Source organism: Pseudooceanicola nitratireducens (genome assembly GCF_900109195.1).
Lineage (GTDB): Bacteria > Pseudomonadota > Alphaproteobacteria > Rhodobacterales > Rhodobacteraceae > Pseudooceanicola > Pseudooceanicola nitratireducens.
In genome coordinates this window covers 635,384-649,306 of the sequence record NZ_FNZG01000003.1, presented here as the reverse complement: position 1 = coordinate 649,306, position 13,923 = coordinate 635,384, and the positions used below count along the sequence as shown (strand labels likewise).

At 60.9% G+C, this 13,923-nt stretch carries 12 protein-coding genes; 7 read left to right on the top strand and 5 right to left on the bottom strand.

Going from position 1 to position 13,923, the window contains the following annotated elements:
* Positions 1 to 104: 104 nt before the first annotated feature.
* The 4 genes from BMX99_RS13740 to BMX99_RS13725 all read right to left on the bottom strand — a co-directional run bounded on the left by BMX99_RS13740 (position 105) and on the right by BMX99_RS13725 (position 3,987).
* Positions 105 to 593 (bottom strand): hypothetical protein, encoded by a 489-nt coding sequence (locus tag BMX99_RS13740; protein ID WP_093452849.1) that lies wholly within the window; start codon positions 591 to 593, stop codon positions 105 to 107.
* Between the two features lie 239 nt (positions 594 to 832).
* Positions 833 to 1,336 (bottom strand): asparaginase domain-containing protein, encoded by a 504-nt coding sequence (locus BMX99_RS13735; RefSeq protein WP_093452847.1) that lies wholly within the window; start codon positions 1,334 to 1,336, stop codon positions 833 to 835.
* Positions 1,337 to 2,203: 867 nt separating this feature from the next.
* Positions 2,204 to 2,578 carry a hypothetical protein gene (locus tag BMX99_RS13730; RefSeq protein WP_093452844.1) on the bottom strand — a complete coding sequence of 125 codons (375 nt, stop codon included), beginning with the start codon at positions 2,576 to 2,578 and terminating at the stop codon, positions 2,204 to 2,206.
* Between the two features lie 122 nt (positions 2,579 to 2,700).
* A complete protein-coding gene (locus BMX99_RS13725) occupies positions 2,701 to 3,987 on the bottom strand; it encodes a plasmid recombination protein (RefSeq protein ID WP_093452841.1) in 1,287 nt (428 codons plus the stop codon).
* Positions 3,988 to 4,287: 300 nt separating this feature from the next.
* Here BMX99_RS13725 and BMX99_RS13720 point away from each other — a divergent pair, with 300 nt between their 5' ends.
* The 7 genes from BMX99_RS13720 to BMX99_RS13690 all read left to right on the top strand — a co-directional run bounded on the left by BMX99_RS13720 (position 4,288) and on the right by BMX99_RS13690 (position 10,387).
* Positions 4,288 to 5,796 (top strand): reverse transcriptase domain-containing protein, encoded by a 1,509-nt coding sequence (locus BMX99_RS13720; protein WP_170848718.1) that lies wholly within the window; start codon positions 4,288 to 4,290, stop codon positions 5,794 to 5,796.
* Complete coding sequence (locus BMX99_RS13715) at positions 5,777 to 6,436, top strand: SLATT domain-containing protein (protein ID WP_093452835.1); 660 nt, start codon at positions 5,777 to 5,779, stop codon at positions 6,434 to 6,436. The genes BMX99_RS13720 and BMX99_RS13715 overlap by 20 nt, the downstream gene beginning before the upstream one ends.
* A 525-nt stretch (positions 6,437 to 6,961) precedes the next feature.
* Entirely contained in the window at positions 6,962 to 7,483 is a 522-nt protein-coding gene (locus tag BMX99_RS13710) for a hypothetical protein (RefSeq protein WP_093452832.1), read from the top strand.
* A 58-nt stretch (positions 7,484 to 7,541) separates the two neighbouring features.
* A complete protein-coding gene (locus tag BMX99_RS13705) occupies positions 7,542 to 7,973 on the top strand; it encodes a hypothetical protein (RefSeq protein WP_093452829.1) in 432 nt (143 codons plus the stop codon).
* A gap of 154 nt (positions 7,974 to 8,127) precedes the next feature.
* On the top strand, positions 8,128 to 8,484 hold the full coding sequence (locus BMX99_RS13700; protein WP_093452826.1) for a hypothetical protein: 357 nt from the start codon (positions 8,128 to 8,130) through the stop codon (positions 8,482 to 8,484).
* Between the two features lie 131 nt (positions 8,485 to 8,615).
* Positions 8,616 to 8,810, top strand: a complete 195-nt coding sequence (locus BMX99_RS13695; protein WP_093452824.1) for a hypothetical protein — start codon at positions 8,616 to 8,618, stop codon at positions 8,808 to 8,810.
* Positions 8,807 to 10,387, top strand: coding sequence for a recombinase family protein (locus BMX99_RS13690; protein WP_170848719.1), 1,581 nt, complete (start codon positions 8,807 to 8,809; stop codon positions 10,385 to 10,387). Before BMX99_RS13695 ends, BMX99_RS13690 begins: the two co-directional genes overlap by 4 nt.
* Before the next feature lie 229 nt (positions 10,388 to 10,616).
* Here BMX99_RS13690 and carB read toward each other — a convergent pair whose 3' ends face one another.
* Positions 10,617 to 13,892 (bottom strand): carbamoyl-phosphate synthase large subunit, encoded by a 3,276-nt coding sequence (gene carB, locus BMX99_RS13685; protein ID WP_093453347.1) that lies wholly within the window; start codon positions 13,890 to 13,892, stop codon positions 10,617 to 10,619.
* Positions 13,893 to 13,923 lie beyond the last annotated feature (31 nt).

The window sequence follows — 13,923 nt, the reverse complement described above, 5'->3', positions numbered from 1 at the left end:
TCCGGGGACCTGATCCAAAGGCGCAAGGGCCCGGGGGCCCTTGCATGCGATCCGTGGCCTGCGGATCCCCGCAGGCGGTTGGCGCTTCTGGTTGGCGGCGGGCCTTAGGTCATCTGGTGGCGCGGCTGGCGCAGGACAGACAGCGCACGCCCCAGGAAGATGCCCGAGGCCACGCCTTCGAACACCGCGAAGCCATGCGGGACAGGCAGGGAGCTGGCCAGCTGCGGCGCGACCGCCTGCGCCATGCCAAGGGCGAAGTTCACCCCGAAAAGCGCAAGCATCAGGATCAGCGTCAGGTATTCGCCGCGAAGCGTAACTGTTGGGCCGGACCGCGCCACGGTCCACCGGGGTTGCAGTTTCAGCCCGAGCAGGACGCCAAGGCCATAGGCGATGGCAAAGAGCGCCCAGACCAGAGGCGAGACCTGCAGGGCGATCAGGCTGCGCAGGCCCAGGAACACCAGGGCCGAGGGCAGGATCAGCAGCCAGACCGGACTGGTTCGGTCGCGGGAGGACCGCAGGCCAAGAGCGATCAGACCGGCGAGCAGCAGCCAGACCCAGAGGGGCACGTGCTGAAAGATGACGATGGGGCTCATTCCGGCACCTCATTTATCTGAGGGCGCAGCGAAAGGGCCCGAGTTTGAGCGGTCTGGCCGGATCGGGCGGCGGTCAGGAGAAAATCGGGTAAACGAATGGGCATGTTCCTCATCCCTTGGTTTGGAAATGAGGCAATTGGAGCCCTGATTTCAGGGGCTTGCAAGTCGGAAGTGGATGGTGCGGCGCGGTGTCGCCTCGCCGGTTGTCTGCCCTTGGGTCCTGATCCGGTTTGAGGGCCTCAGGTGTCGAACCGTCCCTGTTCGACGTCCTTTTTCAGCGCCTCGGCGGCGAAGACGCGGCCGTTCATCACGCCCCATACACCCGCGGGCAGGATCTGGGCCGCGGTGATCGCGCCGCCAAGGTTGAATTCCCCGTCCGAGGTATAAAGCGAGAAGGGCCGCATCGCCCCGGTCAGCACGACGGTCTTTTCGGCTGCCGCCCCGGTAAGCGTGTCGGCAAGGTAGCGCGCCGTGTCGCCCATGGTGCCGGTGCCATGGGTGATGACCAGCGCCTCTTCTTCCGCGTTGGCGACCGCATCGGCGATGGCCTTTCGGTCGGCGTCGTCGAAATACAGGCTGTCCTTCAGCAGGACGATCTGCACGGCGGGGAAATGGCAGCGGCCGATGCGCAGCATCTCGGGGATATGGGTGGCCCCGTCGGGCGAAAACGAAAGCCCTTCGGTACGGGTGTCATGCACCTTGTCGATGGTGCCGCCGGTGACGAGGATGCGCAGGTCTTTCATCGGAATGGGCCTTTTGGACAGGGTTTGGGACGTGGGATCGGACGCGTCATGGCGCGGGTCGCAGGGTTCTAGACCGGGGTGATGCGGCTTGCCAAGTGTACTGCGGTATATGGGGGCTGGGAATGCGCCGGGTTTGGCGGTCGGGGTCTTGGATCGAGGCGGTGCTTGCGCGGCGGTCAGGGGATGCTGTGCGGTCTTGTTTCGGCGCAAGGGGGACGTTGGCGGAGGGAGGGGGCAAGGTTGACTGATTGTGGAAGTACCCCGGCGCGGTACGTGGTGGTCAGTTGGCACGTGGGGCCCTTGCCCGAGGGCGGTGCAAATGAGGGAGGTGGCAGGGGGCCGAGTTATACCGTTGTTTGCAGTGCCCCCGTCGCGAGACGCGGGGGCCATGTGCGACATCGCTACCTTATCCGAGGGAAGTGCAAATGACGGAGGGGGAAGGGGGCCCAGTCTAACTGTTATTTGCAGCGCCCCCGGCGCGAGGCGCGGCGGCCAGGTGCGACATCGTTCAAGTTCCCGGAGAATGTGCAAATGACAAAGGGGAAAGGGGGCGCTGCCTTACCGTTGTTTGAAGTTTCTCGGGGATGCTCTCAGCTATGCAGCGTCGTCGCCGGAGTTTCGTCGGGACCGTAGCTAAGCACGGGCTTGCGGGGACATTCTGTAGTCATGTGTCGTCGGAGAAAGCTGTGCCGGACGGTCGCTCTTAGGGGCCGCCGTCCGTCTACCTATCCAGTCCTCGACTGGAAAGCCAGCGGCCGCTGTGTCGAGCGTCGAGCCTCGGCGACCTGCGCATAGGTATGTCGCAAAAAGTTTAGGGCACGGAGGTTGCCCCCGTGCCCTTATTAACACCGATTCTGGCTGTGAACGTCAGGCGTCAGCTTTGTTGTCCGACCCGGCCTTTCTGGACCGGTCTTTCTTTTCCCGACGGCTTTCTTCCACACGGGTGTTCAGCTCGTCCCGGACCGCCTCTGGGCAATCCGGGTGGCCCGCAATCAGTCGAGCATCAGACATCTTTGCCACCCGGCAGAGCAGTGAGAAAATGTCGTGGATCAACCGATCATCGTCGCACTGCCACAGGGCGTCGTTGAAAGTGTCCCTCATGGCATTCAGCGTCTTGAGCTCTTCCGCGCGTGCGTCGATGGCAAGCTTGTCGCGCATCTCGTCGATGCGAGCTTCGGCCTTCTTCTGGCGCTCGGATTGGCGACGGCGGTCGATGATCGGGCGTTTCTTGGGTTTGGTCATTCGAGGTCTCCTCAGAGGCAAGTTTCGTGGGATGCCGCGGGGCCCCGGTTGGGGAAAAACCCGCGATCCGGATGAAGATGCGTATCTTCGAAATCGGACAGAAATCTCCGGCGGAACTTTTTTTACCTCTGGTCTGAAGATTTCTCGGGCGGGTCCGGCAAGCGGCTAATCTTTCGAGAAATACCTATGATCGCGCGGGACAGAGACTTCCTCGCGTTTGCGATCCGTTCCCGCGCCGACTTGCCCAGTCCTGTCGCGATTTCGACGATGGCGTCATCGGCCCGCCGGATTTCGTCGAACGCATCCTTCAGGTCAGCGCGCGCCTCTGACCGCGCCTGTTTGTGGAGCACATCCAGGGCTCGGCCGAATAGACGCTGTGCAGGAATCTGCGTCGCGGGAGTTGATGCCGTCTCATCTTCGCGGTTGCTCGCATCGCGGGCTCCGAGAACCACGCGGCCTTTAGCGACATCCCGCGCCACCGACAGGGTCGCAATCGCCTGGGCGGTCTTCTTGTCTGCATGCGTCTCGCGGGTGACAACGGAAGCTTCCTTGGCTTCGAGCTGCTCTTCCCGCGTCTCCTGAGCCAGATCGCGCTCCGCCAGCCTTCGCTCCTGTTTCTCTCTCCAGACGCGCGGGCTGACGTGGCGCCGCTTTTTGGGCACTTCGACCAGGTCCAGGGAGTCCGCCTCGCCGGCATTGTAGGCTTCGAGCGCCTTCCTGTTGTGTTCCAGGGCCTTGCGAAGCTTCCGCTTCCGCTTTTTCCCTCGCTTCAAACCGACGGCCTTGAACCAGTCGCCTACGTCATCCTGACCCTTCTCATAGCTCGCGATCACCGGGTGGATGGAAGGCTGGAGCATGCGCTTGCCACACGGGAGCGTCGTCCGCGGCATCACCACCGCATGGATGTGATACGTCTCCTCGTCCACATCAGCCCGAGCATGGATGCAATCATCGCCGAAAGCGTGCTTCAGCCAGCCTATGGCGCATTCCTCGAACTGCTGCTCGAGCGTCGGGCCGCTTCCGCCGACGAAGTCCTGCAGGTCGAGTGCGAACCACTTCTTGTTCGCCGTCAGGATCACCTCACGCATGGGCCCATGCTTGGAGGCCCTCCACGGGTCCTTCGGTCCTTCTCGGAGGAGCTGCTGGAGGTCGCTCTTGTGCCGTCGCTTCTTCAGCCCTTCCAGCTGGACGAGGAAGTTCTCCGAGCGCATCTCGGCAATCTCGTTCCAGGCTGTCTGGGCCCAGTCAGCTTCCCCGATAAGCAGCCGGTTCAGCAGTCTCTTGTTCGGGTCAGAGTGGCCGACATCGCCGCCATCTCTCCTCCGGTGGGACTCGTAGCCTGCGAGCTGGTGGGGCCACATGCCCTCCATGCGCATCGCGATGCGGAACTTCTTCGATTTCTTCGCCATGTCGTAGCCTCCTGTTGGGGAGGGCAGGACATGGGGCGACGACCTTTTCCCCGAAAACGCGAAGACGATACGCCGATCTCATCTTTGATCGTGCGGCTTGGCTTCCAGCGAAACGTCAAGTCGCCGCCGCGCATTTCTTGACATGACCGTCATCGTAGGTGACCAATTGCACCATATGCGAGGAGCATTAGTCGTCAGCAGGGGCGGCGTATCTTTGCAGCTTGCTGTGTTCCACACGGCATTCGAACTGGAAACGACAACATACTACAGCTCTCTGCTGGCGCACCCCTTGGGCACATTTTGGAAAAAGTTCTAGAAAAAGAAATCGTAGCGGAAGCAAAAAGGAGGCTCGGCAGATACGAGGACCGGCTACGCTATCGAGAAAAATATCTTGAGAGAGTTCAAAAGAGAACAGGCGTCCGGGTTACTTCGCCCACTGTCCGCAAACCAAGGATATGGAGCCATCATAAGCAGTTCCACCCAGCTTATTGCTTGAGTCATGCGCGTTTCTTGGCAAGGTCGATTGTTAGATCTGTCAGGCTGGATCAATACAATCCAATCCCTTCATTTCGTTTCAGCTTCAGGAAACCGACTGGTAGCCTTCGTCATGTTGACGTCTTCAGCATTCCTGATGCAGCGCTAGCAAAGCTCTTGAGTGAGGCGATGCGGGAGCGCAACCAGAAAGTATTCTCCGCGACTAGCTTCGCGTATATGTCGAGCAAAAATTCCTTGGATGCGGTTTTTCGGCTAAAGCAATACTTGAAATCTGATAAGGTTTACATCTCGAAGTATGATTTCTCGGATTATTTTGGATCAATATCTACGGGATTTATAGAAGAAAAGGTTCTCTCTTCGGGTGATTTTCTGTTGACAAAGTTCGAGGAGCGAGTGGTGCGAAGCTATTTGGGCCATGAGTATATCAAGAGAGATGGAACCAGTGGGAGGAGATCCATGGGGACCCCGCAGGGGAATTCGGTTTCATTGTTTGTGGCCAATGCAGTGGGGCATCACTTGGACTCAAGCCTCGACAAACTTAGCGGAAACTATATCCGATATGCTGACGATAGCGTCTTGGTGAACTATAGCTATGAGGACGCAATCGGCGCAATATCGGCCTATAGAGATTTCTCGCGGGATACCGGCGTGACAGTGAATCAGGTAAAGACGACTGGCGTTAGTATATTCTCTCAACGAGATGAAGAGATGCGCACAGTTTCTAAAATGGATTTTCTCGGATACCAATTTTCGGAAGGCGGTGCGACGATTTCGAATGCTGGCGTTGAGAGAATCAAAAAACGTTGCGCGCAAATACTTTACGAGTCTCTGATTTTATACCCTGAGAGACACAAGTCTCTGAACTGCAAGCGGATAGATGGAAATCGCTTGGATTGGGACTTCGTTTCCAGCATTCACAGGCTGAGAAGCTATATAAACGGCCCGTATTCAAATGCGCAACTGCAAGACTTCTTAGACGGGCGAAAGCGCATAAAGGCGCTCTCGGGATGCGTGTCCTATTACTGCTTGGTGGATTCTATAACGGACTTTTCAAACCTAGACGGATGGCTCGTTTGGGCAATTAAAAGGGCACTGACAAAAAGAGCCAAGTTGATAAAGAAGTACTGTGGCAACGCAAACTGGACGGAACTCACCTCACAAGAATTGATTTCTGGATCGTGGTTTGATCGCGACAAATTTGACTACGATGTCAGTCTGCCCAGCTTTGTTCTAGCGTTAAGAGCTTCAAAAAAATGTTGGGCCCAGCATGGGGCATTGGGAGTGGAGAAGCCGGATGACGGCAGCAGCGGATAAAGAAATTGACCTAGAATACTATGAGCGTCTTGTCGGGAAGATTGAGAAAACCGCATATATTAGGTTTAATCTTTCGGAAAGATTGGAGGCCGAAGAAAAGGCTTCTATGGCGTTCTCTTCAGTCCTGACGATATTTCTTGTTTGCGCGTCTATCGGGCTTTATGCGGATTCAAGTTTTGCTGACACTGTCGAGGGTCACGCTGTATCATTAATTAGCATTGTAGCCTCCATATCTTTGCTGGTAGTGAATCTTTTAGATTACTCAAAGGGCCGGTCTGTGCTTGCGAGGGACATGCAGGTCCATGCGCAGAGGTTGTTGAGGATATCCGGGAATATGCGAGCGGAGATACAGTCCGTCAAGCCCGAGGAGGAAGTCCTAAGGGCATCTCTGACAGCATTCCATGATTGTATTGAAGGGTTCGGTCAAAATCATTCGGCTTGGGACAACAAGCTCTTTGAGGCCATAGAGGCCAAGAGGAATGAGAAAATCTCTATCTGGGTGCCTGGTTGGTTCTCGCATAAATTTCTTTGGGTGTCGCGGTTAGCGATTGGGTGGTGGTTTCACACTGTCATTTTTGTTGTCTGCGCAATCGGTTTCTATCTTTTGGCGTGTAGAGCAGCGTCGTTTCTGATTGGCTGATGCGAGAACCCATCGGATAGCGACGTCGAACTCCGATGGGTTCGTTGTCCAAGTTTTTACTCACTAAGTAACCCGCGCAACCGTCCTTCGGACGCTCGCTCGGGCTACCGTTCGCCGGGGGCTGTCGCCCCCGGACCCCGGCGCCGCTGACGCGCCGCTCGGGAGACGCGCTGCCCTCCCGAACCCGCCAAGGGCCTCCAGCCGGGACAGGGCGTCGTTCCGCACTCCCCTGCACCCCTGCTCGAAGGGTCATCGTTCGCCACTCCCCCTTCACCCCCTGGCAGCCTTCGGCTCGACCAGGGCGGCATTCCATTCGCCCTGGACCCACCCCTGCAGGGACACTCGCCGTTCCCTGCTCCCGAGGCCGCCTTCCGCGGGACCGGACGGGCGCTTGCCACCCCTTCCGGACTTCCCCGGCCTGAGGCCCGGTCCCGGCTGCACGCGCCTTGTGACGCGCAGCCCGGGCCAGCCCTCGGAGAAAAGGGGAGGTCGGGACGCGTCGATCATCCACCAAAGGAGAGATCGATGTTCGATCACAAGACCGAAGAGACGGCCCACTGGGCCGATGACATTCAGCGCGGCGATATCGTGCTGTTCAGGTTCCCCGTGCGCAACTCGCAGGCTGCCGACGGACTGCCCGTCGCGCGTCCGTGCCTCGTGATGGAGGTCGATGGCGAGGGTGAGAACCAGCGCCTCGTGCTCGCCTATGGCACCTCACGGATCGCGGCCACCAACACCGGTTACGACATCGCTGTGAAAGGTGTTGAACTGAGGGCCGCAGGCATGACGCGGCCGACACGCTTCATCGGTGCGCGGCTGCTGTCCGTCAGTCCGAACCATTCCGGCCTCATGACCGGTGACCTCGGCACGCCCCTGGTGGGGCGGCTCACCGGCAAGAGCCTCGACCGGATGCATTGGGTGCGCGGGCGGCTCCACGCTGAGCACGACATCGCGGCGGAACGCCGAAGGGAGAACACTCCGCGCACGGTCATGGTGGAGCATCGCGCTCGCCGCATGGCGACCCCCGGACGCCCAAAGGCAGCGTGACGACCGGCTGCGTGACCGGCCCCTCGCATGAGGGCCGGTCCCACACCGGCTCGCAGAGATGGAGATGAAGATGTTCCCGACACCGACCACATTCCCGACTGAAAACACGCATCGGCTGGTGCTGTTTCTCGACCAGAAGCTTCACGGTGACTACGAGCGGATGGAAGACATTCTTGCCGACGCCGCCCGCCACATGCGCCGTGCGGAAGAGGCGATCGCTCAGCTTCCCTACGACGCATTCAAGCCGATCCAAAGCTGGGTCAGGGACCTCGACAAGCACGTGGAGAAGCGCCGCTTCCTGACCGAGGATTTCCGCCATGCCGCGCAATCGGCGCTTCGTGAACTTGCCAAGCTCGACCCGGACGAAGCGCCCGCTCTGATCGACAGCGCCATGCGCCACCTGCGGGATCCGCTCGAGTCGTCGCACCGGGTCACCGACCTCCTTGCCGCCGAACAGGAGATATCCCGGCATCGCGGTCAGCATCGCTGACACGGAGATCGGCGGGACTGGATCCCCCGCCGATAGGGCGCGCCGGCACGGAAACACCCTTTCTGCTGCGAAAGCTGGCGCGCCCGACAAACCAATCAGCAGAGGCGCGTCCGCGAGGTGCCTTGCCGATCTCAATGTTCAGGAGGAGCAAGCGATGACGCTGCGTGACAATAGGGCGAAACACCTGGGATTGACCGAGATGGCACTTCGAGCCGCCAACCCGGATCTGCCGAACCTGCGGTTGATGGGACAGTCGCATTACTGGCCGATCGACAGCCTCGCCTTTGTCGAGGTGCACGGCGGACCTCGGGATCGCGATCATCGGCGCGCACTCCGCGCCGAAGCCGAGCGCATCTTGCTTCATCTTGGCTGCGAAGTGCGTCTCGAGCACGGGCGCGACATCTATCTGCTCGAACCGCAACGACCGGAAACGGCGCACGAGGAGCTGAGGCTGCTTCTCAGGCTGCGACGAGCCCTTCCTGCTGCCAGCCGAGCTCCTAAAGGCCGATAAGAAATGACATGAAAACAAAGTCTTGAAGTGCGTCGCCAGTCGCGCTGAAACAAAAGTTTCTGTCTTCTTGCAAAAACAACATCTCCTTCGCGGTCGAATGACATCGGCCAGCGCCCACCCGCACCGGTGGAATGGACAAGGACATCCCGATGCCCACCAAAAACGACACCCGGCACGAGGTTTCCGTGCACGCCACCACGATCGTCTGCCCTCCCGCGATGATCGGCCTGATCGGCATTCTGGCCAAGGCGACCGCCCGTCAGATTGCCGAAGCGGCGACCGCCGCGAACGTTGATTGCGCACCGGCCGAAAAGGTTCGGCTGTGAAGAGGCGGGTCGCGATATACGCCCGCTACAGTGCCGACCTTCAGAAGGCGACCTCCATCACCGACCAGGTGGCGATGGCGCAGAAATACTGTGACGAACAGGGATACGACGTCGTCGAGATATTCACGGACGAGGAAATCACGGGGCGCCATTTGCGTCGTCCCGGATTTCAGGAGCTGAAGAAGGCTGTCGAGGAGCGTCGCATCGATCTCGTTGTGGTCGAAATGCTCGATCGCCTTTCCCGCCGGACAGCCGATGCTCTCCATAGCTGGGAGCTGCTGAAGTTCTCCGGTGTCGATCTGTTCTCGATCAAAGAAGGTCAACAGGACTTCCTGACCGTGCTGCTGCGCGGATACGGCGCTCAGGCTTTCTCCGAGAGCGTCGGCTTCCATACCCGCCGCGGCATGCAGGGCGCATTGGGCCGGGGTCGTTTGCACACATCTGCCTTCGGCTACCGCGTGCTTTCCGAGAAGACGGAGGGCCTCAGTCGCGAAGTGGATGCGGAGCAGGCAGTTGTCGTTCTTCGGATCTACGAGGAGGCAGCCGCAGGGAAATCTGCGCTCCAGATAGCGCACGGCCTGAACGCCGACGGCATCAAGGCACCTCGCGGCGGCACCTGGGACGCGTCGACGATCCGTGGAAACCGGAAGCGAGGCGAAGGCATCCTTCACAACCGGCTCTACATTGGCGAGGCCCAGGTCTGCCGGACCACGCAGAGCTATCATCCGGAAACCGGTGCACGCAGGGTCGATCTGTCTCCGAACGAGATGGTGTCGGCGACCTTTCCCGAGCTTCAGATCGTGCCGGACAAGCTCTGGGCTGCGGTCCAGGCAAAGCTGAAGGAAGATCAGGTCGGTCGGACAGAAAATCCCGTCCGATCTCGACGTCGGAAGCATCTCTTCTCCGGCCTGATGGTCTGTGGTTGTTGTGGCGCTCACTACGTCAAGATGAGCAGCACGAGCTTCGCCTGCAACGAGGGGCGCAAGAAGGCGTGCAAGAACCGCACGAACATCTCGCAAAAGCGGCTCGAGCGCAGAGTCTTCGGTCGCCTGCGTGATGCATTTCGCTCTCCAGAGCTTTTCGCGGCCTTCGAGGCAGCCCTTCGCGAGGAGCGGCAAAAGCTCGCCAGCTTTGACCCCGCGACCGAGATCGCGCGCCTCGAGTCTTTGATCCGCAAAGAAGAGGCGAAACAGGAGAGCATCTTTCGCGCGATCGAAGAAGGCGCACCCTTCGCTGCATTCCGGGCCCGGTCAAAAGCGATTGATGGAGAACTCACCGCTCTGCGGGCGCGACTGGAGGAGGCCAGTTCACGCGGTCGGGTTGCAGCGCATGATCTTCCGGATACCGCTACGCTCTTCGCAAGGGCCGTAGATGCCATGGAGACACTGTTGGGCGACCCAGACCTCGTCCACCAGGCGCATACCTATCTGCGCAACCTGATCACCCGTATCGTCCTTGTGCCGGACCCGGCAGCAGAGCACGGGGTGTCGATCAAGCTGGAAACCGACTTCGCGGCGCTCTTGGGAGGGGCCGACACCGGTCACGCTCACGGGCTCGCCAGCTGCCTCATGTGCTAAGCTTTTGAAATGACGAGACGCCGAGGGCATCCTGCCCTCGGCGTCTTCCTTGGATAGAAAACTTCAAATATCGGTTGGGGAGGGGGCGCTGCCCCCTCGGCGTCAAAGCTGAAGCTTTGAAGCCGACCCCCGGGATATTTGGGAAAACCAAAGAGGGGGAAGGTGTTCGGGCCCGGAGCGGTGTGCGTCCGGGCCCGAAAGATGGGTGTTTGGAAAGGTGGGGGCGCGGTCAGGCGCGGGCCAGTTCCTGAAGCGAGGTCACCTCTAGGCTGTCGGCATCGCGAGAGGCGATAGCCTGGGCCGCGGCCTGGGCCCCGGCAGCCGTGGTGAAATAGGGGATCTTGTCATAGAGGGCGACCTTGCGGATTTCGCGGCTGTCCTCAATCGACTGCTGGCCTTCGGTCGTGTTCAGCACCAGGGCGATGCCGCCGTCCTTGAGCAGGTCGACGATGTTCGGCCGGCCCTCGTAGACCTTGTTGACCACGTCGCAGGCGATCTCGGCCCCGGCAAGCCAGGCGGCGGTGCCGCGGGTGGCGAGCAGGGTGAAGCCAAGCGTGGACAGGGTGCGGGCGGCTTCCATCATCGCCTCGGTCTTGTCTTCGTCCCGGATCGAGATGAAGACGCGGCCGGAGGTCGGCAGGTCGGTGCCGGCACCCAGCTGCGCCTTGAGGAAGGCGCGAGCGAAGGTGGTGTCGGATCCCATGACTTCGCCGGTGGAGCGCATTTCCGGGCCCAGGATCGTGTCGACACCCGGGAAACGGGCGAAGGGCAGCACGGCCTCTTTCACGGCGAAGCGGTCGATCTGCGGATCCACCAGGTCGAAGGTCGAGAGCTTTTCGCCAGCCATGACGCGGGCGGCGATCGAGGCGATCGGACTGTTCACGGCCTTGGCCACGAAGGGCACGGTGCGCGAGGCGCGCGGGTTGACCTCGATCAGGTAGACCACGCCGTCCTTGACCGCGAACTGCACGTTCATCAGGCCGACGACGTTCAGTTCCTTCGCCAGCGCTTCGGTCTGGCGCTTCACCTCGGCGATGATGTCGGCAGGAAGCGAGTAGGGGGGCAGCGAACAGGCGCTGTCGCCCGAGTGCACGCCGGCCTCTTCGATGTGCTGCATGATGCCTGCGACATGCACTGCTTCGCCGTCGCAAAGCGCGTCGACGTCCAGTTCCACGGCGGAAGACAGGTAGCTGTCGAGCAGCACGGGGCTGTCGCCCGAAACCACCACGGCGTCGCGGATGTAGCGTTTCAGCCCGTCCATGTCGCGCACGATTTCCATGGCGCGGCCGCCCAGCACGTAGGACGGGCGGATCACCAGCGGGAAGCCGATGTCGCCGGCGATCTCCAGCGCCTCGGCGTCGGAATGGGCGATGCCGTTCTTGGGCTGTTTCAGGCCAAGGCGGTTGACCAGGTCCTGGAAACGTTCGCGGTCTTCGGCCAGGTCGATGGCGTCGGGCGTGGTGCCGAGGATCGGGATGCCTTCTTCTTCCAGCGCATTGGCCAGTTTCAGCGGCGTCTGGCCGCCGAACTGGACGATCACGCCGTGCAGGGTGCCGTTCGACTGTTCGACGCGCAGGATTTCCATCACGTGTTCAAACGTCAGCGGTTCGAAATACAGCCGGTCCGAGGTGTCGTAGTCGGTCGACACGGTTTCCGGGTTGCAGTTGACCATGATGGTTTCATAGCCCGCGTCGGTCAGCGCGAAACAGGCGTGACAGCAGCAGTAGTCAAACTCGATCCCCTGGCCGATCCGGTTCGGGCCACCGCCCAGGATCACGACCTTCTTGCGGTCCGAGGGGCGGGCCTCGTCCTCGACCTCGCCCATCATAGGCTCTTCATAGGTCGAATACATATAGGGCGTCTGGGCCTCGAATTCGGCGGCGCAGGTGTCGATGCGCTTGAAGACGGCGTTGATGCCCAGGTTGCGGCGGGCGCGGCGGACCTGGTCTTCGTCACGGGCCGAGAGCTTGGCCAGGCGCGCGTCCGAGAAGCCCATCATCTTGAGCTTGCGCAACCCGCCTTCGGTGACGGGCAGGCCGTTCATGGCCACTTCGGCCTCGGCGCGGACGATTTCGCGGATGCGGGCCAGGAACCACGGATCGAAGGAGGTTACCGCCTGGATTTCATCGTCCGAGAGCCCGTGGCGCATGGCCTGGGCGATCACGCGGATGCGGTCCGGGGTCTGTTTCGACAGCGCCTTGGTGATGGCGGCCTTTTCCGGCGCGCCTTCGATCTCGATCTCGTCCAGGCCGGTCAGGCCGGTTTCCATCGACGACAGCGCCTTTTGCAGCGACTCGTGGAACGAGCGGCCGATCGCCATCGCCTCGCCCACGGATTTCATCGCCGTGGTCAGATGCGGTTCGGAGCCGGGGAATTTCTCGAACGCGAAGCGCGGGATCTTGGTGACGACATAGTCGATGGTCGGCTCGAAGCTGGCGGGCGTGACCTTGGTGATGTCGTTGTCCAGCTCGTCCAGCGTATAGCCCACGGCCAGTTTCGCGGCGATCTTGGCGATCGGGAAGCCGGTGGCCTTCGACGCCAGCGCCGAGGAGCGCGAGACGCGGGGGTTCATCTCGATCACGACCATGCGGCCGTCTTGGGGGTTCACCGCCCATTGCACGTTCGAGCCGCCGGTTTCGACGCCGATTTCGCGCAGAACCGCGATCGAGGCCGAGCGCATCGCCTGATATTCCTTGTCCGTCAGGGTCAGGGCCGGGGCGACGGTGATGGAATCACCCGTGTGCACACCCATGGGGTCCACGTTTTCGATGGAACAGACGATGATGGCGTTGTCGGCGCGGTCGCGCACGACTTCCATTTCGTATTCCTTCCAGCCGAGCAGGGATTCATCGACAAGGATCTGGCCGACCGGAGAGGCCTCCATCCCGGAGCGGCAGTAGTATTCGTAGTCGTCGCGGTTGTAGGCCACGCCGCCGCCGGTGCCGCCCAGTGTAAAGGCGGGGCGGATGATCGCGGGCAGGCCGATGTCTTCCAGCGCGGCCATCGCTTCGGACAGGCCGGCGGCGATGTCGAACTTGCCGTCCTTCTTGGGGGCGGTGACGATGGTGGCCTTGGGGTTTTCCAGGCCGATGCGATCCATAGCTTCGCGGAACAGCTTGCGATCTTCCGCCATTTCAATGGCTTCGCGCTTGGCCCCGATCATCTCGACGCCGAATTTCTTCAGCACGCCCATCTCTTCCAGAGCAAGAGAGGTGTTCAGACCGGTCTGGCCGCCCATGGTCGGCAGCAGCGCGTCGGGGCGTTCCTTTTCGATGATCTTGGCGACGACCTCGGGGGTGATCGGTTCGATATAGGTCGCATCCGCCAGGCCGGGGTCGGTCATGATCGTGGCGGGGTTCGAGTTCACCAGGATGACGCGGTAGCCTTCCTCGCGCAGGGCCTTGCAGGCCTGGGCACCGGAATAGTCGAATTCGCAGGCCTGGCCGATCACGATGGGGCCGGCCCCGATGATCATGATGGACGAGATATCTGTTCTTTTCGGCATGGTCATCCCCGGGTCAGCGCAAATTGTTGCG

Coding starts and splice junctions, on each gene's coding strand:
- BMX99_RS13740 (WP_093452849.1), bottom strand. CDS start 593: ATGAGCCCCATCGTCATCTTTCAGCACGTGCCCCTCTGGGTCTGGCTG.
- BMX99_RS13735 (WP_093452847.1), bottom strand. CDS start 1,336: ATGAAAGACCTGCGCATCCTCGTCACCGGCGGCACCATCGACAAGGTG.
- BMX99_RS13730 (WP_093452844.1), bottom strand. CDS start 2,578: ATGACCAAACCCAAGAAACGCCCGATCATCGACCGCCGTCGCCAATCC.
- BMX99_RS13725 (WP_093452841.1), bottom strand. CDS start 3,987: ATGGCGAAGAAATCGAAGAAGTTCCGCATCGCGATGCGCATGGAGGGC.
- BMX99_RS13715 (WP_093452835.1), top strand. CDS start 5,777: ATGACGGCAGCAGCGGATAAAGAAATTGACCTAGAATACTATGAGCGT.
- BMX99_RS13710 (WP_093452832.1), top strand. CDS start 6,962: ATGTTCGATCACAAGACCGAAGAGACGGCCCACTGGGCCGATGACATT.
- BMX99_RS13705 (WP_093452829.1), top strand. CDS start 7,542: ATGGAGATGAAGATGTTCCCGACACCGACCACATTCCCGACTGAAAAC.
- BMX99_RS13700 (WP_093452826.1), top strand. CDS start 8,128: ATGACGCTGCGTGACAATAGGGCGAAACACCTGGGATTGACCGAGATG.
- BMX99_RS13695 (WP_093452824.1), top strand. CDS start 8,616: ATGGACAAGGACATCCCGATGCCCACCAAAAACGACACCCGGCACGAG.
- carB (WP_093453347.1), bottom strand. CDS start 13,892: ATGCCGAAAAGAACAGATATCTCGTCCATCATGATCATCGGGGCCGGC.